16 protein-coding genes are annotated in these 17,615 nt (G+C 66.7%); 10 read left to right on the forward strand and 6 right to left on the reverse strand.

Going from position 1 to position 17,615, the window contains the following annotated elements:
• The first annotated feature begins 4 nt into the window (after positions 1-4).
• The 7 genes from K32_RS09350 (at position 5) to K32_RS09380 (ending at position 10,138) form a co-directional block, all read left to right on the forward strand.
• Positions 5-2,245, forward strand: a complete 2,241-nt coding sequence (locus K32_RS09350; RefSeq protein WP_201403748.1) for a hypothetical protein — start codon at positions 5-7, stop codon at positions 2,243-2,245.
• A complete protein-coding gene (locus K32_RS09355; RefSeq protein WP_201403749.1) occupies positions 2,242-3,555 on the forward strand; it encodes a glycosyltransferase family 4 protein in 1,314 nt (437 codons plus the stop codon). The genes K32_RS09350 and K32_RS09355 overlap by 4 nt, the downstream gene beginning before the upstream one ends.
• 59 nt (positions 3,556-3,614) lie before the next feature.
• A complete protein-coding gene (locus tag K32_RS09360; RefSeq protein WP_201403750.1) occupies positions 3,615-4,805 on the forward strand; it encodes a polysaccharide pyruvyl transferase family protein in 1,191 nt (396 codons plus the stop codon).
• A gap of 27 nt (positions 4,806-4,832) precedes the next feature.
• Entirely contained in the window at positions 4,833-6,860 is a 2,028-nt protein-coding gene (locus K32_RS09365) for a calcium-binding protein (RefSeq protein ID WP_201403751.1), read from the forward strand.
• Positions 6,861-6,900: 40 nt separating this feature from the next.
• The gene (gene galE, locus K32_RS09370) at positions 6,901-7,911 is read left to right on the forward strand and encodes a UDP-glucose 4-epimerase GalE (RefSeq protein WP_201403752.1); all 1,011 of its coding nucleotides are present in this window, start codon (positions 6,901-6,903) and stop codon (positions 7,909-7,911) included.
• 168 nt (positions 7,912-8,079) lie between these two features.
• A complete protein-coding gene (gene dusA, locus K32_RS09375) occupies positions 8,080-9,039 on the forward strand; it encodes a tRNA dihydrouridine(20/20a) synthase DusA (RefSeq protein WP_244669919.1) in 960 nt (319 codons plus the stop codon).
• Between the two features lie 109 nt (positions 9,040-9,148).
• Positions 9,149-10,138: a bile acid:sodium symporter family protein gene (locus K32_RS09380; RefSeq protein ID WP_201403754.1), complete on the forward strand. Its 990-nt coding sequence runs from the start codon at positions 9,149-9,151 to the stop codon at positions 10,136-10,138.
• Positions 10,139-10,145: 7 nt separating this feature from the next.
• Here K32_RS09380 and K32_RS09385 read toward each other — a convergent pair whose 3' ends face one another.
• A complete protein-coding gene (locus tag K32_RS09385; protein ID WP_201403755.1) occupies positions 10,146-10,313 on the reverse strand; it encodes a DUF1289 domain-containing protein in 168 nt (55 codons plus the stop codon).
• Positions 10,310-11,113, reverse strand: a complete 804-nt coding sequence (cobS, locus tag K32_RS09390) for an adenosylcobinamide-GDP ribazoletransferase (protein WP_201403756.1) — start codon at positions 11,111-11,113, stop codon at positions 10,310-10,312. Before cobS ends, K32_RS09385 begins: the two co-directional genes overlap by 4 nt.
• Before the next feature lie 143 nt (positions 11,114-11,256).
• Between cobS and cobT the strand changes: the two genes are divergently transcribed.
• Complete coding sequence (gene cobT / locus K32_RS09395) at positions 11,257-12,285, forward strand: nicotinate-nucleotide--dimethylbenzimidazole phosphoribosyltransferase (protein WP_201403757.1); 1,029 nt, start codon at positions 11,257-11,259, stop codon at positions 12,283-12,285.
• Between the two features lie 64 nt (positions 12,286-12,349).
• On the opposite strand, the gene K32_RS09400 is transcribed toward cobT, so the two are convergent.
• Positions 12,350-13,906, reverse strand: coding sequence for a sensor histidine kinase KdpD (locus tag K32_RS09400; RefSeq protein ID WP_201403758.1), 1,557 nt, complete (start codon positions 13,904-13,906; stop codon positions 12,350-12,352).
• 77 nt (positions 13,907-13,983) lie between these two features.
• Between K32_RS09400 and K32_RS09405 the strand changes: the two genes are divergently transcribed.
• Together K32_RS09405 and K32_RS09410 are read left to right on the forward strand one after the other, a co-directional pair.
• Complete coding sequence (locus K32_RS09405) at positions 13,984-14,634, forward strand: uracil-DNA glycosylase family protein (RefSeq protein ID WP_244669976.1); 651 nt, start codon at positions 13,984-13,986, stop codon at positions 14,632-14,634.
• Positions 14,635-14,752: 118 nt separating this feature from the next.
• The gene (locus K32_RS09410) at positions 14,753-15,241 is read left to right on the forward strand and encodes an Lrp/AsnC family transcriptional regulator (protein WP_211201078.1); all 489 of its coding nucleotides are present in this window, start codon (positions 14,753-14,755) and stop codon (positions 15,239-15,241) included.
• A 60-nt stretch (positions 15,242-15,301) separates the two neighbouring features.
• Here K32_RS09410 and K32_RS09415 read toward each other — a convergent pair whose 3' ends face one another.
• The 3 genes from K32_RS09415 to K32_RS09425 form a co-directional block, all read right to left on the reverse strand.
• Positions 15,302-15,988 (reverse strand): ABC transporter permease, encoded by a 687-nt coding sequence (locus K32_RS09415; protein WP_201403759.1) that lies wholly within the window; start codon positions 15,986-15,988, stop codon positions 15,302-15,304.
• A complete protein-coding gene (locus K32_RS09420) occupies positions 15,988-16,695 on the reverse strand; it encodes an ABC transporter permease (protein ID WP_201403760.1) in 708 nt (235 codons plus the stop codon). Before K32_RS09420 ends, K32_RS09415 begins: the two co-directional genes overlap by 1 nt.
• 72 nt (positions 16,696-16,767) lie before the next feature.
• Complete coding sequence (locus K32_RS09425) at positions 16,768-17,532, reverse strand: transporter substrate-binding domain-containing protein (RefSeq protein ID WP_201403761.1); 765 nt, start codon at positions 17,530-17,532, stop codon at positions 16,768-16,770.
• Positions 17,533-17,615: the final 83 nt, after the last annotated feature.

The following is a 17,615-nucleotide window of genomic DNA, read 5'->3' on the forward strand; positions in this document are numbered from 1 at the left end:
CGGCATGATTCAGGATGGCGACAAGGGGCGTGAGGCGAAGGCGGGGCAGGGGCCCAGGCCGCCGCTGCGCCAGGGTGGCGGCCCGACGCCGGCCGTCGAGAACCTGATCGCCTGCCCGATCAACGAAGCGTTCGTCCTCGTGCTCGGTGCCGGCGTGCCGATGAGCGGCGCGCAGGCCGTGATGCTGAACGGTGATCCGACGTTGCCGGGCAAGGCGCCGGTGGTCAGTTGGCCTCTCGCCGATCCCAAGGGGCGCGGCTCGCATGGCTTCGTCGCCCTCGTCTTCGCCGGGCCGCTGAAGGGCGAGCGGTTGAACACGCTGGCGTTTCGCGCGCAGGGGCGCGCCGCGTCCTATCGGGTCTCGCCGGACCTGATGCGCCCGGCTACGCTGGCGGCGGCGCTGATCGAACTGGCGGGTGCGCACCTGCCGGCCGTCATCGACGCCATCGTCGCCATGCTCAGCCAGGGGCCGATGAGCCGGCGCAAGCTGACGGCGATGACGACCTTCGTCGAGGCAAGCGCCAAGGCGGACGGCTTCATCGAGATCATCGGCGCCTTCGAGGAGGGCGACGTCTATCTGCAGGGCTGGTCGTCCGATGTGCGGGCCGGTGTCAGCCGCGTGCTGATCGCGGGCTCGACGGCGCAGATCGCCGAGTGCACCGGCGCCGCCTTCGACCGGCAGGATCTGGCCAGCACCGGCAAGGGCTTCGCCGCCGTGCTGGTCGCGCCGGAACCGATCGATCCCTTCGGCATGCAGCGCGTCTACTTCCGCGGCCGGGATGGCTGGCGCTATTCCGATGTCTATGAGCAGCGACTGCTCGCCTCGCCGCGCGACACGCCCGGCTACGCCCGTGCCATCCTTCCCAAGGTGAGGGGCTCGGCCGAGGTGGTCGGCCGCCTCCGCGACGCGGCCTATCGCTATGAGGGGCTGGATACGGTCTCCGGCCTCGCGCTGCCGGTCCGCATGGCGATCGATCACGCTTTCCGCGTCGAGCAGGGTGGCCTGCTCGTCGGCGGCTGGCTTCTCGATCCGGACCACCGGGTCGAGTCGGTCAAGCTGCGCCGCCGGCAGGTCACGATCGAGCTTCGCGAGACCTGGAGCCGGATTGAGCGGCCGGATGTGTCGTCGGCCTTCGACGGCAAGGCGCCGTTCCCGGCCCGTTTCGACCAGAACCAGCATGGCCACGGCTTCGCCGTCTTCATTCCGGACTTCGACGCCGATGGCGGCGCGCCCGTCTATATCGAGCTCACCATTCCCCATTGCCCACCGGCCTATCTGCCGGTCGTTCCGAAGCGCGTCAGCTATCGGGAGGCGGTCAGCCGGCAGCTGAAATCGATCAGCGCGCGCGCCGCCGCGATGCCGGAGATCGTCGAGCGTCATCTGATCCCGCTCGTCGCCAGCGCGGCCACCAAGGCTCCCGCGGCCGAGCGGATCGAACATGTCGGAACGAATGCTCCGGCGGGCGACACGACGCTGGTCATCGGGCTCGACGAGCAGACCGCGGATGTCGCGTCGCTGGTGGCCCTGCTCGCGCTCGACGCCGAGGTTCGCGCCGCGCCGATCGTCCTCGCCGGGCCGGACCGGGTGATCGCCACGCTGCGCGGTGAAATGCGCCGGCTCGCCGAATTCTACGGCCTCTCGATCCAGATGGTGGCCGTGGCCGGCTGCAACGACGTCTATGATGCCCTGATCGTCGGCTCCGGCGCGGCCAAGACCGATCGCGTCGTCCTGTTCTCGGGCTCGCTGGTTCCTGCCGGGCGCGGCTGGTTCGGCCGGCTCTGCGCGGCGCATCGCGAGACCGACGCCACCGCCATCATCTCTCCGGCGCTTCTTTACGAGGACGATTCCATCCGCTGGGCCGGCTACCGGCTGGGCGGCGAGGACGGTGGCCTGGCCGAGAACTATGTCGGCTATCCCGTGGCGACGCTCGCAACGATCGCGCCGGCGGCAACGCCGGTCGCCAACCTCGAATGCTGCATCGTGGCGAAGGCGGCCATCGCCTCGCTGGGGCAGGGCGGACACGGCTATCTCGGCAATCGGGCCAAGGGGCTCGACCTGGCTTTGCGGTTGTCGAAGACGGGCCTCAAGGCCTATTGGCTGCCGGCGGTGCGATTGCTCGGGGCTGAAGCGCCGGTGGATCGCCTCAACGCGTGGGAGGCGCATGCCCGCAACATTGATCGGGCGGTGCTCGATGCCCGCTGGTCCGACACGATTGCCGCGATGACGCAGGCGGTGGCGGCATGAACGACGAACTCCGCGTCCTGGTTGTCAGCCACGGCCATCCGAGCCTCTCGCTCGGAGGGGCCGAAATCGCCTCGCACAATCTGCATAAGGGACTGAACGCGCTGGCCGGCCTCCGCTCGGTCTATCTGGCCCGGGTCGGCGCCCCGACGCCGCGCCATGCCGGAACGGCGCTGATGAGCCTGCGCCAGAGCGCATCCGACATCCTGTTCCACAGCGACGACTACGACCACTTCTTCCTGTCGAACCGCAACACCGACGACATCCGGCGCGATCTGGTGCGGTTCGTCCGGGATCTGCAGCCGCATGTCGTGCATTTCCATCACGTCCTCGGCCTCGGGTTGGAAGCGCTCTATGCCGTGCGGGAGGCGCTGCCGGACGCCGCCATCGTGGTGACGTTCCATGAGTTCCTGTCGATCTGCCACCACCACGGGCAGATGGTGAAGACCAAGGGCGCGCAGCTCTGCCGCCGGGCGTCGCCGACCGATTGCCACGCCTGTTTCCCGGACATCGCGCCGGCGCGCTTCCTGAAGCGCGAGCGTTTCGTGCGGTCGATGCTGGAGCTTGCCGACGCCTATGTGTCGCCGAGCGCCTTCCTGGCCCAGCGCTACGCCGCCTGGGGGCTGTCGGCCGATCGCCTGTTTGTCATCGAGAATGGCCTGGCCGTCAGCGAGCCGGCGCCGCCGCGCGCCCTGCCGGGCACCGAACAGCGCCGCAGCCGCTTCGCCTATTTCGGCCAGATGACGCCGTTCAAGGGCGTCGACGTGCTGATCGACGCGGTCGCCCGCGTGCCGGAGCGCATCTGGGGTGAGGATTCGCGGCTGATGATCTTCGGCGCCAATCTCGAATTCCAGCCGCCCGAGTTCCAGGCGCGCATGAAGAAACTGATCGAGGACGCGGGAAGCCGTGTCCGCTTCTACGGCTCGTACCAGAACAGCGAGATGCCCGAACTGATGCAGACGGTCGATTGGGTCGTCGTACCCTCGATCTGGTGGGAGAATTCACCGGTCGTGATCGAGGAAGCCCTGTTCCACGGCCGGCCGCTTCTCTGCAGCAATATCGGCGGCATGGCCGAAAAGGTCCGCAACGGCACGGACGGACTGCATTTCAGGGTCGGCAGCCCCGAGGATCTGGCCGACCGCTTCGTCGAGGTGCTTTCCGACGGCTCGATGTGGGAGGGGCTGCGCCAGACCATGCGGCGGCCCATCGGCCATGTCGACAGCGCCGAGCAGCACCTGGCCCTCTATCGCGCCATTCTCGGCCGTCATCACGCCGCGGCCGAGGGCCCGGCCGAACACCACGAACTCGCGTAACGATTTGCGCGCAAGCGGCCCGCTAAGGGCGGCATCCCTGGGGGGAAAAGGAGACCGGTATGGCACGTTTGCTGGTGATGATTCCGTCAGGCGAAATTTACGACCATGATTGCGTGCGCTGGTACCAGTACCAGAACATCCAGCGCTCGATCGACAACTACCACAACATCGGCGACGCCTTCGTCTTCGACTCCTCTCTGAAGCTGCTTAACTTCGAGAAGGTCGGCGTGCTCGAGATCAACAATCCCGACTGGGATTCGCTCGATCGCCTGCGGGAAGAATACGACTACGTCATGCTGCGTGGTTCGAACTACGTGCATGGCGAGATGCAGTGGCACGACACCGCCGCCGTGCTCCGGAAGCTCGGCCTGCCAGTGCTCGCCTTCGGCATCGGCGCGCAGGCGCCCGTCCGGGGAAAGCTGGAGCTGACGGAGCAGACGCGCGACGTGCTGCGGGCGATGTCGGAACTAAGCACGTCGATCGGCGTGCGCGGCGCCTATTCGGCGCAGGTTCTGGGCGATCTCGGCATCGACAATGTCCGCATCATTGGCTGCCCGACGGCCTTCCGCCGGCTGGACCCGAACCTGCGTATCACGCTGTCGCCGCTCGCCGAGGTCGAAAAGGTCGGCCTGACGATCCGGCGCGAGGTTTCGCCCACCTACGCGCAGGACATCCAGCGCTACCTGAACTTCCACCGCGACCTGGTGAAGACGCTCGCCAACCGCTTCGACACCACGCTGATGGCGCAGGGCGAGGTGGAGGAGAAGAAGATCGTTCTGGGCACCGACGAGCAGAAGGAAGAGGCGATCGCCGCGCTCCGCGCCAATGGCTGGGCCGCGAACTGGTATTTCGACGACGGCATGGAGAAGCTCTACCGCGAGCGGCTGTTCTATTCCGACGTGGTGGCCGACTACGAGGCGCTCGTGCAGCGGCTCGACCTTGTGCTGGGCTATCGCCTGCACGGCAATCTGATGGCGCTCGCGAACGGCGTGCCGTCGATCTACTTCACCTATGACAGCCGCACGGCGGAGTTCGCCGAGACCTACCGGATCCCAAGCTACGACGTCTTCAGCGACGAAGCCTTCGTGCTCGAGGACTATTGGGACCAGGGCCGCTTCGACGCCTTCAACGCGGCCTGGCGCGACGTCTATGACGAAACGCGCGTGTTTCTGCTCGAGAACAACGTGGATACCAAGCTCGCGCCGCGCGTTGGCGCCGCCGAGCCTGCCGATATGCGGAAAGTGGCCTGAACCTGTCGCTTTGGGGGATTTGCGATCATGGTCGATATTCATGGGACACCCGGCAATGACACGATCTTCGGCACGCCGGCGGCCGACAATCTCTACGGGGAGGAAGGCGACGACAGCATCCGGCCCTATCTCGGCGCGGATCTGGTCGACGGCGGCGACGGTATCGACACGGTCAACTACATCGACAGCACGGCGGCGATCGACGTCGATTTGACACGGGCGACCCAGCTCGGCGGCGACGCCGAGGGCGACCGGTTGATCTCGATCGAGAGCATCTGGGGCTCGCGTTTCAACGACAGGATCGCCGGCACGGCAGGCGACGAGATCATCAAGGGCGATGCCGGCGACGACGTGATTGTAGGTGGCGGCGGCCTTGACCGCATCAATGGCGGCGCGGGCGATGACCGGATCGAGGTCTCAAGCGTCTCGATCGTCGAGGGCGGCGCGGGGAACAACACACTGGTCGTCGACGTCCGGGAGTTTCGCGCCGGCGAGACGGGCGGCCCCGGCTTCATCGTCTGGCATCAGCCGAATGGCGATCTGTCGCTGATCGACGACGGGGACTATCTGTCTCCGCACGGCAAGCTCGCGACCGGCATAGAGCGGCTCGAGTTCTACGGCTCGGAGCATGACGACATCGGCTTCGGCACCAGCGGCGACGACATCCTCTATGGCGGCGCCGGCAATGACGATCTCGGCGGCTTCGGCGGGGCGGACTGGATGGACGGTGGCGACGGCAACGATCATCTCTGGCAGGAGCTGACGAACAATCATTCGCCGCCGGCCAATCCGAACGTCGTCATGTTGGGTGGGGCCGGGGACGACACCTTCTCGGCGCGGATCGATTTCGCGCTGATCGACGGCGGCGAAGGCTTCGACACCGTGTCGATCGACGCGGTGGATTCGGACGGTGACGTGACCATCGACATCCGCCCCTGGGGCGCGATCGGCAGCAAGATCGTCAACGTCGAGAGCTTCCAGGTCGCGGGCGCCTCCGGCAACGACCTGCTCCTCGGCGGCAATGGCGACGACACCTTCCGCGGCTATGGCGGCGACGACGTCATCCATGGCGGCAAGGGCAATGACTGGCTGATGGGCCTCGACGGCGACGACGTGCTCGACGGCGGCGCGGGGGCGGATCGCATCGACGGCGGCGCCGGCCGAGACCGGGTCGACTATGGCGGCTCGACCGCCGGCGTCGACGTCAATCTCGGACGCGCCACGCAGGTCGGTGGCTTCGCGCATGGCGACACGCTGACCTCGATCGAGGACATCTGGGGCTCGAACTACAACGATGTTCTCGTTGGCGACGCACTCGCGAACGTCATCCATGGCGGCGCGGGCGACGACCGGATCAATGGCGGCGGCGGCTTCGACCGCATCAATGCCGGCGCCGGCAACGACACCATCTTCATGAGCAATTTCGACCCGGACTGGATCGACGGCGGCGACGGCATCGATATGCTGCAGATCCAGACGCCCTCCAGCGGTTCCTACTGGATCGACATGCAGAGCGGCACGTCATCCACGGGCGGCATGTTCCAGAACATCGAGAAGCTGACGCTGTTCGGTCCGCTGCTCGGGCCGAACGGCCTTTACCAGCCGGTCGACCTCGACGTCATCGGCGCGAGCGGCGACGACTACATCCAGCTGCTGAACACCGGCGGCGTCGTGACGGCGCGCGGCGGCACCGGCAACGACACGATCTTCGGCGGCAAGATGGACGACACGCTGCAAGGCGACGAAGGCGACGACCGGCTGCGCGGCTTTCGCGGCAACGACACGCTGACCGGCGGCGCCGGGGCCGACACCTTCATCTTCGACGGCCAGTACAACGAAGGCTTCGACCGCATCACCGATTTCAACGTGGCCGAGGGCGACCATCTCTATTTCCAGCCGGTCTCCGGTCGTGCCTTCGCCAACTACCAGGGTTTCCTGGCGCATGCCCATGACACGGCGGAAGGCGTCCAGGTCGATTTCGGTTTCGGCAGCGGCTTCCTGATCGAGAACGTCACCCTCGCCGAGCTCGGCCCGGACCAGGTGAGCTTCTATTGAGCCCCGCGACACTCCAACATCCAGACAGCAGGAACAAGGAATGACCGTTCTCGTGACCGGCGGCGCCGGCTATATCGGCAGTCACATGGTGCTGGCCCTCGCCGATGCGGGGCGTGAAACCATTGTCCTCGACGATCTCTCCACCGGGTTCGCCAACCAGGTGCCGTCATCCGTGCCGCTGATCCGTGGCGATTGCGGCGACGAGGCGCTGGTGGCGCGGCTAGTCCGCGAGTTCGGCGTCACGGCGATCGTCCATTTCGCCGGCTCGATCGTCGTGCCGGATTCGGTCAAGGACCCGCTCGGCTACTACTTCAACAACACGGTGAAGTCGCGCGCGCTGATCGCGGCCGCCGTCGCCGGCGGCGTGCGCCATTTCATCTTTTCCTCGACCGCCGCCGTCTATGGCGAGCCCGAAATCAGCCCGATCGCCGAGAGCTCGGCGATGCAGCCGATCTCGCCCTATGGCGCCTCCAAGCTGATGACGGAGTGGATGCTGCGCGACACGGTGGCCGTGAACGAGCTTCGCGCCGTCGTCCTGCGCTATTTCAACGTCGCCGGCGCCGATCCCGCCGGCCGCTCCGGCCAGTCCTTCCCGCGCGCGACGCATCTGATCAAGCTCGCCTGCCAGGCGGCGCTCGGCCAGCGTTCCCATCTCGACGTCTTCGGCCAGGACTATCCGACGCCGGACGGCACCTGCGTGCGCGATTATATCCATGTCGGCGACCTCGCCCGCGCCCACGTGCTGGCGCTCGACCATCTCGAACGGGGTGGCGAGAGCCTGACCCTGAACTGCGGCTATGGCCGCGGTTTCTCCGTGCTTGAGGTGATCGAGGCGGTGAAGCGGGTTTCGGGCGTCGATTTCGAGGTGCGCCTCGCGCCCCGCCGCGCCGGTGATCCGCCGTCGCTGGTCGCTGCCACGGACCTGATCCGCGACCGCCTCGGCTTCAAGCCGATGCGCGAGGATCTCGACCTGATCGTCACGGACGCGCTGCTCTGGGAAGAAGCCCTGCGCGAGCGCGCCCGGGCTCCGGAACCGGCCCTGTCCGCCTGAACGTCAACAGCTGCAGGCGGGTGCAGAGGCAATGCCGGCGCGATGGTGTCGCGCCGGATTGGCCAAAGGGTGCTGAGATCGCATATAGAGAATGCAAACTGCACCATTTGGCCGGCCCGATCTGTGAAAAATAAGCAATATCAAAGGCATAGAATATCCGTCGCACCTATGCTGGATTGGACGGATCGTCATTGTCGGTTTTTCCATCGCCTGCTGAGCACGCAGGCGCTGCTCTATACGGAGATGGTCGTCGCCGAGGCGGTCCTGCATGGCGATCGCGCGCGGCTGCTTGGTTTCGATCCCGCTGAACAACCCGTCGCGCTGCAGATCGGCGGCTCGGATCCGGCCAAGGTCGCGATCGCGGCCCAGGCCGGCGAGGAATTCGGCTATGGCGAGATCAACCTGAACGTCGGCTGTCCGTCGGATCGCGTCCAGTCCGGCACGTTCGGCGCCTGCCTGATGCGCGAGCCGCAGCGCGTCGCGGATTGCGTCGCGGCGATGAAGGCGGCCGTCTCGATCCCGGTCACCGTGAAGTGCCGCATCGGCGTCGATGATCAGGATCCCGAGATCGCGCTCGACGAACTGGCGGACGCGGTCGTCGCCGCCGGCGTCGATGCGCTCTGGGTCCATGCCCGCAAGGCCTGGCTGCAGGGCCTGTCGCCCAAGGAAAACCGCGATATTCCGCCGCTCGACTATGACCGCGTCTATCGTCTGAAGGCGCGGCTGCCGGATCTCTATGTCGGCATCAATGGCGGTATCAAGGCGCTCGACGAAGCGGAACTGCATCTGCGCCATGTCGACGGCGTCATGATCGGGCGCGCCGCCTATCAGGAGCCTGAGCTGCTCGCCGACGTCGACCGTCGCTTCCATGGCGTCGAGGGCCGGATGCGGCAGCCGCGCGAGATCATCGAGGCGATGCTTCCCTATATCGAGGCGCAGCTCGCCGCCGGCACGCCGCTCAGCCATATCGTGCGGCACATGCTCGGCCTCTACCACGGTCGTCCCGGCGCGCGCCGGTTCCGCCAGATCCTGACGGTCGAGGGCGCCAGCCGGAATGCCGGCGTCGACGTGCTGCATCGGGCGATGGATACGGTCGAGGAAATCGCCGCCGAGGTTGCCGCCGCCTGAAGCGAAGGTCCTTTGTCGGACGGTGTCTTTATCGCCGCAGCCGGGCTCGCTATGGATTGAAAGCCATCCGCATTTGGCGGATTCCGCCTGCAATGAAAGCGTTCCCGACATGACGATCCGTGGCTTTACGATCGACGGCTTCCTGATCGCGCTTGTTCTTGTGGTTCTCGCCGCGATCGCCCTTCCGGGGCCCGGCGCCACCGGCGGCGTGCTGCACATGGACGCGATCTCCACCTATGGCGTCGCCGTGATCTTCTTCCTCTACGGCCTGACGCTCGCGCCGGAGCGCATGCACGCCGGAATTCGCCACTGGCGCGTTCACGTCGCGGTCCAGCTCTGCACCTTCGTGCTGTTCCCGATCGTGGTCCTCGTCTTCGGCACGCCGTTCAAGAGCTTCATTCCGAGCGAGGTCTGGATCGGCTTTTTCTATCTCGCAGCACTACCGTCGACCGTTTCCTCGTCTGTCGCCATGACTTCGCTGGCGCATGGCAACGTGCCGGTCGCGATCTTCAACGCCACGCTATCGAGCCTGATCGGCGTCTTCGCGACGCCGCTCCTGATGGCCTGGTTCCTGTCGTCGGCGGGCGTCGGCATGCCGCTCCTGCCGGTCATCGGCAAGATCGTGCTGCTGGTTCTGCTGCCGATCGTCGTCGGCCAGGTCGCCCGGCATTGGCTGTCCGGCTGGGCGACGCGCCACATCAAGGCGATCCGAATGGCCGACAGGGCCATCATCCTGGCGATCGTCTATAATTCCTTCTCGGATTCGATCCTCGAAGGCGTCTGGGCCGGGAACGAGGCCAGCATGATCGCAATCATCATCGTCGGCGTGATCGCGCTGTTCTTCGTGATTTACGGGCTGATGCTGATTCCGTGCCGGCTGATGAACCTGAACCGGGCGGATTCGATCGCGCTGCTGTTCTGCGCTTCCAAGAAATCGCTTGCGACCGGCGTTCCGCTCGCCAAGCTGATGTTCGGCGCGTCGCCGGCGCTCGGCCTGATCATCGCGCCGATCATGCTCTACCACTTCTTCCAGCTGGTGATCGTCAGCGTCATCGCCAACCGCGAGGGGCGTCGCGCGCTGGCGGTCGCCGGGGCCTGAGCGAGGCTCAGTCCCGGAGTTCCTCCAGCCGGGCGGGAAGGGCGTTCATCACGGAGCGCCGCTCGTCCTCGGTCATGCGCGACCAGTTGCTGATCTCGTCCAGCGTCCGGCCGCAGCCCTCGCAGCGTTCGGTCTCGGGGTCGAGCACGCAGATGCTGATGCAGGGCGTGATCATAGCGTCGCGACGATGGCGACCAGATAGGCGATGAGGGCGATCTGCTGCGCGGCGCCAAGCGTGTCGCCGGTCTGGCCGGCGATCTGGGCAGAGCAGAGAAGCTGGAACGCATAGCTCGCCAACGCTGCGACGACGAGGGCGATGAAGGCGTCGACGAGGCCCGTTCCGGCAGCGCCAGCCAACAGGGCCACGACGACGCCGATAGCGACCGCGCTCCAGCGCGTCTCGCTCGTCGGCCGGCCGGTCGCGCTGGCTAGGCCTTCGAAGCGGGCCGACGGCAGGGCGGTCCAGAGCTGCACCATCGCGGCGCGTCCGACCACTTCCGCCGCGATCAGCGACATGGCGACCGGCAGGGCGCCGTAGGGCAGCAAGGCGCCGATCAGGCTCGCCCGCAGGACCAGCGACAGGATCAGCGCGACGCCGCCGAAGGTACCGATGCGGCTGTCGCGCATGATCTCGAGTTTTCGCGAGGCCGTGGCGCCGCCGCCGAAGCCGTCGGCGGTATCGGCAAGACCGTCCTCGTGCAGGGCGCCGGTCAGCGCGATCGTCGCCGCGAGCGAGAGGACGGCGGCGGCCATGGGCGGCAGTCCGGCTGACGAAGCAATCAAGGCCACGATGGCGCCCACCGCGCCGACGAGCACGCCGACGAGCGGGAAGGCGCGGGCGGCCACGCTGAAATCGGGCCGACGCTCGGGATCGACGCCGAGCCAGGCGGCCGGGAGGCGCGTCAGAAACGCCGTCGAGGCGGCAAGCTCGGATGCGGATGCTCGAAACATGGTGCGGTATGGCTCGTCGGTCATGTCAATCGCCCCTGATCGGCGGAACGCGGCATCGACTCGCTGTCATCCGAGCTTTGCGGTGCGCCGGAGGAGCGTTATAGATCGCCGCGCCCCCGGCCGCAAAGCGCGCCGTTTCCGACCACCCCGCATAAGCCGAGATCCCCATGGCCCGCTCCGCTACCGGACTCCCCTTCGACGACATCCGCGCCCTCTTCGAACAGCTGCCGGCTCGCGACGAGGACGCCGTCCTGGCGATCCGCGCGCGCGACGCGCAGCTGACGAAGCCGGCCGGGTCGCTCGGGCGGCTGGAAGAGCTCGCCGAATGGCTGGGCGGCTGGCAGGGCAGGGCCCGGCCGGCGGTAACCCGCCCGCTGGTGGCGATCTTCGCCGGCAATCACGGCGTCGCGGCGCGCGGCGTCTCCGCCTATCCCGCCAGCGTCACGCAGCAGATGGTCGAGAATTTCGCGGCCGGCGGCGCCGCGATCAACCAGATCTGCATCACCTATGATCTCGGGCTGAAGGTCTTCGATCTCGCGCTCGATATCCCGACCGGCGACATCACGGTCGAGGCCGCGCTGGACGAGGCCGGCTGCGCCGCCACCATGGCCTTCGGCATGGAAGCGACGGCAGGCGGCATCGACCTGCTGGCGATCGGCGAGATGGGCATCGGCAACACGACGATCGCCGGCGCCGTCGCCGCCGCCCTGTTCGGCGGTACGGGCCGGGACTGGGTCGGACCGGGCACCGGCGTCGACGCCGAAGGGGTGGCGCGCAAGGCGGCCGTGATCGATCAGGCGCTGGAACTGCATGCGGGCCATCTCGGCGATCCGCTCGAGGTTCTGCGCCGGCTTGGCGGCCGCGAGCTCGCCGCCATGGCAGGCGCCATTCTGGCGGCGCGGATGAGCCGCATCCCCGTCATCGTCGACGGTTACGTCGCGACCGCGGCGGCGGCCGTGCTCTACAAGATCGATCCGTCGTCGCTCGATCACTGCCAGTTCGGCCATGTCTCGGCGGAGCCGCCGCACGCCAAGCTGCTGGAAGCGATGGGCAAGAAGCCGCTGCTCGATCTCGGTATGCGCCTCGGTGAGGGAACGGGTGCTGCGATGGCGGCCGGATTGATCAAGGCCGCCGCCGAGATCCACACGGGCATGGCGACCTTCGCGCAGGCGGGCGTTTCGACCCGCGAGGGCTGAGCTAGCTATTTGTTTGGTCGCGTTTTCTTCACGCGAACCGGCATCCACTTCGCTCGAAAACGCTTTAGCCGGCCGAGCGCAGGCGCACCACGGTGCCACCGGCTTCGGTGGGCTCGGCGACGACCGGGCTCACCATGCGCGGCTCCATGACGCGCGCGCGGGGGAAGCAGACGATGGCTTCCGTTCCCTGATCGACGGCCGAGCGAAGCTCGAACGTGCCGCCATGCAGCCGGGTGATCGCCTCGACGATCGCCAGGCCCATGCCGCTGCCCTGTTCCGCCTTGCGGATGCCGGCCTCGCCCTGTCCGAAGGCGGATAGCAGGTTTGGCATCTCCTCGGCCGGGATGCCGGGGCCGTTGTCGCGGATCGAGACATACTGCCCGCCGCCCGCCGTCCAGCCGACCTGGATATCGATCTGGCCGCCGGGCGGGGCGAATTTGATCGCGTTCGAAAGCAGATTGAGGACGACTTGCCGGGTACCGCGCGCGTCGGCCAAGAGAGGCGGTAGATCCGTCTCCGTCGCGAGCGACAGCGTCTGTTCCCGGCTCTCGGCACGCGAACGGACGAAGTTCATGCACTCTTCGGCGAGCTTGGCCAGCTGGACCGGCTCCTCGCGCAGCTGGTAGCTTCCGGCCTCGAAGCCCGAAAGCTCCAGGATCTCGTTGATCAGCGACAGCAGATGGCCGCCGCTCTGGTGAATGTCGGCCGCATAGTCGCGATAGGTGCGGTTGGGCAGCGGGCCTAGCAGCTCGTCCTTCATGACCTCGGAGAAACCGAGGATCGCATTCAGCGGCGTGCGCAGCTCGTGGTTCATCGTCGCGAGGAAGCGCGACTTGGCGAGGTTCGCTTCCTCGGCCGTCCGGACGGCCCGGCCGACCTTGGCGCGGGCGCTCTCCAGTTCGACCGTCAGCTTGTGATTGTCGACGTCGCGCTTCAGGAAGGCCTGCATCAGATCGTGCAGGCGCTTCGCATGGGCGAGGCACGCTAGCGTGGCGATCAGGCACAACGCGGCGAGGCCGAGCGAGAGCGGATCCTGACGCATGCAGAGGAGCGTCACGGCGGCAAGGGCTATGGGGGCGCAGGCGGCATAGCCGGCCGCGGGCAGGCCAGCCGAGCCGACCGCGCCAACGGCGACTGTTAGCAAGGTCACAGCGACCAGTAGCGCGTCGCCGGAGGCGGGCGCGTTCAGGGCGAGCAGGATCAGGAAGCTCGCCCAGCCGATGCCGTAGAAGACCTCGCTGGCGACGAGCACGAACTTCCGCCGGCCGAGTTCCTGCTCCGCCCGTGAGAGGTCCAGCGTGCGGCCGCAGACCGCTGCCAGCCATGCGTGGAGGAGCAGGGCCGGGATCGCCCAGAGAAGAAGAGGAACCAAGGGAACCCACGTCGCGGCGCACAGCGCGGCGATCGGGATCAGGACGGCGGGGATCACCAGGCTGGCGCGGCGATCCCGGGCATATTCGGCGAGCAAGGCGTGATCGAGGACGTGGCCCGCGCGCTCGGGATCCGCGGCTTCCGCCCGCAGATCGCGAAAGCCGGCCGCTGCCGCGCAGCGCTCTTCAGCGCCTGCGCAGGGGGAAGCTTTCGTTTGGCTGTCGCCCGCCGCCGCGGCTCGCATCTGCATGTCGCCACTTCCGTCAGGAAGTATCCGGAATTCTCGCCAAACTTGCGTGGCGAATGCTTAATGCGCACTTGAGCAACATGGTTAAGCCGCCACTAAATTCCGGAATGATGGAACTCGACGCCCTCTTCGACGAAATCCGCGCGTGCCGCATCTGCGTCGATCAGCCGATCCGCGCGCCGCTTCCACATGCGCCCCGTCCCGTCATTCGCGGCGCTGCCACGGCGCGTATCCTGATCGCGGGGCAGGCGCCCGGCACGCGCGTACATGCTTCCGGTAAGCCGTTCACTGACCCGTCCGGCGATCGACTGCGCGACTGGATGGGCGTCGACGAGGCGACCTTCTATGACGAGACGCGGATCGCGATCGTACCGATGGGGTTCTGCTTCCCCGGGCTCGACGCGAAGGGCGGCGACCTGCCGCCACGCCGGGAATGCGCGCCCGCCTGGCGCGATGCCGTGATGGCGGCGCTGCCGGCCGTCGAGCTGATCCTCGCCGTCGGCCTGTCCGCGATGCAGTGGCACCTCGGCAGCCGGGCGAAATCCGGAATGACGGCGACGGTCGCCGACTGGCGCGCGATCCTGGCGGATACGGCGGCCCCTAGCATCCTGCCGCTTCCCCATCCTTCCTGGCGCAACAGCGGCTGGATCAAGCGGAATCCCTGGTTCGAGGCGGACCTCCTTCCGGTCCTTCAGCGGCGCGTCGCGGAGCATTTGCGCAGCGCGGATTGACTTCGCTGGCCGATTTGCGCATTCATCTTGGGAATATTATTCTCAATTCGAAGTCGTCGGTAATGCTCATTGGAAAATGATGCTAACGCCGCGAGGTTCCAAGGCAGAGGGTTTCGGAATGATTGACCGACTTGACCGAAAAATACTGCAAATCCTGCAGGAAGACGCCACCATCCCGGTCGCCGAGATCGGGCGGCGAGTCGGACTGTCGACGACGCCTTGCTGGCGACGGATCCAGAAGCTCGAGGAAGACGGGGTGATCACCCGGCGCGTCGCCGTGCTGGACCCGAAGAAGGTGAACGCCAAGGTCACGGTCTTCGTCTCGATCACCACCAGCCAGCACAATGAGGAATGGCTGAAGCGCTTTGCCGAGGTCATCCGCGATGTGCCCGAGGTGGTCGAGTTCTACCGGATGAGCGGGCAGGTGGACTATCTGCTGCGCGTCGTCGTGCCCGACATCGAGGCCTATGACCTGTTCTACAAGCGCCTGATCGCGCGGATCGACATCGCCGACGTGTCGTCCGCCTTCGCGATGGAGCAGATCAAATATGCGACGGCGCTGCCGCTGAACTACATTCCGCTCGAAAAGGACAAGGGCGTCGCGTAAGCGGCGTCAGGCCTGTTTCGCGAAAGGCCGTCCGGCGCGAAATTGCCGGACGGAAAGGCCTCAGGCGGCGCGCAGGTGCCGCGTGAGGTAGTGCTCGATCTTGTCCCAGAGCCGGCGGACGGCCTCGACCACGATCAGATAGAGCACGGCGGCCCAGAGATAGACCTGGAAGTCGAACGTGCGCGAATAGGCGAGGCGGGTGACGCCCATCAGGTCGAACACGGTGACGATCGCCGCGACCGACGATCCCTTGATCATCAGGATCACCTCGTTGCCGAGCGGGCGAAGCGCGATCAGCAGGGCCTGCGGCACGATGATCTTGCGGAAGATCTGCCGTGAATTGAGGCCGAGCGACATCGCCGCTTCGCGCTGGCCGGCCGGCACGGCGCGGATGGCGCCGCGCAGGATCTCGGCCTGATAGGCGGCCGTGTTCAGCGTGAAGGTCAGCACGCAGCAGAAGAAGGCATCCCGGAACAGCCACCAGAGCCCGGCCGCTTCGAGCTGGACCCGGAACTGGCCGGCGCCGTAATAGACGAGGAAGGTCTGCGCCAGCAGGGGCGTTCCCCGGAAGAAGTACATGTAGCCGAAGGCGATCCCCCGGATCACCCGATACCGGCTCAACCGCGCCAGCGCGACCGGCCAGGAGAGCAGCGCACCGAGCGTGATCGAGATGACGACGAGCTGAAGCGTGACGACCAGGCCCTGCAGCATGCGCGGGCCATAGGTGGCGAGAGCGTCCCAGTTCATTACGCCCTCCTCAGGCCGCGATTGGCCCAGCGCTCGACGGCGGCGATGCCGATCGACGAGATCATCGAGAGCGCGAGATAGATCAGGCAGGCGACGCCGAAGAACAGGAACGGCTCCTTGGTCACGCGGACGGCGATGCTCGTCTTGCGCAGGAGGTCGTCGAGCGCGATCACCGACACCAGCGACGTATCCTTGAGCAGGATCAGCCAGAGATTGGCGAGGCCGGGCAGCGCCAGGCGAACCAGTTGCGGCACGATGACGAGCCGGAGCGTCGTCCAGGGCCGGAGGCCGAGCGCATAGGCGGCCTCATACTGGCCGCGCGTGATGTTGTTGAAGGCACCGAGGAAGACTTCCGACGCATAGGCGGAAAAGACGACGCCGAGCGCGATCATGCCGGCGACGAAGCCGTTCACCTCGACCGGCGTGTCGCTGAAGAGGCCGACGATCTTCTGCAGCGCGATCTGGCCGCCGAAATAGACGATGAAGATCGTGAGCAGCTCGGGCAGGCCGCGGAAGATGGTGGTGTAGGCGTTGCCGAAGGCGCGCCACCAGCGATTGGGGCTGCGCTTGGCGAGCGCCATCAGAAGGCCGAGCGCCAGCCCGAAGGGCAGGGTGGCGAGGGCCAGCCGAATGGTAAGCCAGGTGCCCTGAAGCAGCTGGTTGCCCCAGCCGTCGGGCCCGAAGCTTAGCAAATTCAACAGGTCCACGCGGCCCGTCCCCCAGGGTCAGTCAATCGCAGGAATGCGCCGGGCGGGTTCTACGCCCGGCGCCGTCCGCGCTCAATCCTTCCAGATCGAGAAGGGGAAGTACTTGGCGTTGATCTTGTCGTAGGTGCCGTCCGCCTTGATGGCGACGATGGCTGCCGAGATCTGGTCGCGCAGGTCGGAATCGGCCTGACGCACGCCGGCGCCGACGCCATCGGTCGGCAGGTCGGTGCCGACGAACTCGAAGTTGGCGCCGTCCGCGGTCTTCAGCCAGTCGAGGCCGGGCAGCTTGTCGACGAACAGCATGTCGATGCGGCCCGAGACGAGATCGAGGTTCACTTCGTCCTGGGTCGGATAGAGCTTGACGTCCGAACCCTTGTACTTCTCCTCGAGTTCGGTCGCCTGGACCGTCGAGGACTGCGCGCCGATGGTCTTGCCCTTCAGGCTCTCGGGCGAGGTGTCCTTGATGGCCGCGCTCTTCGGCGCGATGAAGGAGGAGGGCGACTGGTAGTAGGGACGCGAGAAGTCGATGACCTTCTTGCGCTCGTCGGTGATCGACATCGACGAGAAGATGGCGTCGAACTTGCCGGCCTGCAGCGCGGGAATCAGGCCGTCCCAATCCTGCACGGCGAACGTGCATTCGGCCTTGAGCTGATTGCAGACGGCCTTGGCGATCTCGACGTCAAAGCCGCCGATCTGGTTGTCGGCGCCGACATAGTTGAACGGCGGGAACGCGCCTTCGACGGCGATCCGGATGTTCTTCCATTCCTTCGCCTGGACGGCGCCGGTGACGGCCATCAAGGCCAGCGCCGCGATGGCGGCCTGCTTCACGATACGCATGTGCATTCCCCTGAGGTACACTCTTCTAGTGCGTCTGGTTGCGCCTGCCACGGACAAGCGTTCCAGCCTTGCCGCATATTCCC

Origin of the sequence: Kaistia sp. 32K, assembly GCF_016629525.1 — a bacterium.
In the GTDB taxonomy this organism is placed as follows: Bacteria; Pseudomonadota; Alphaproteobacteria; order Rhizobiales; family Kaistiaceae; genus Kaistia.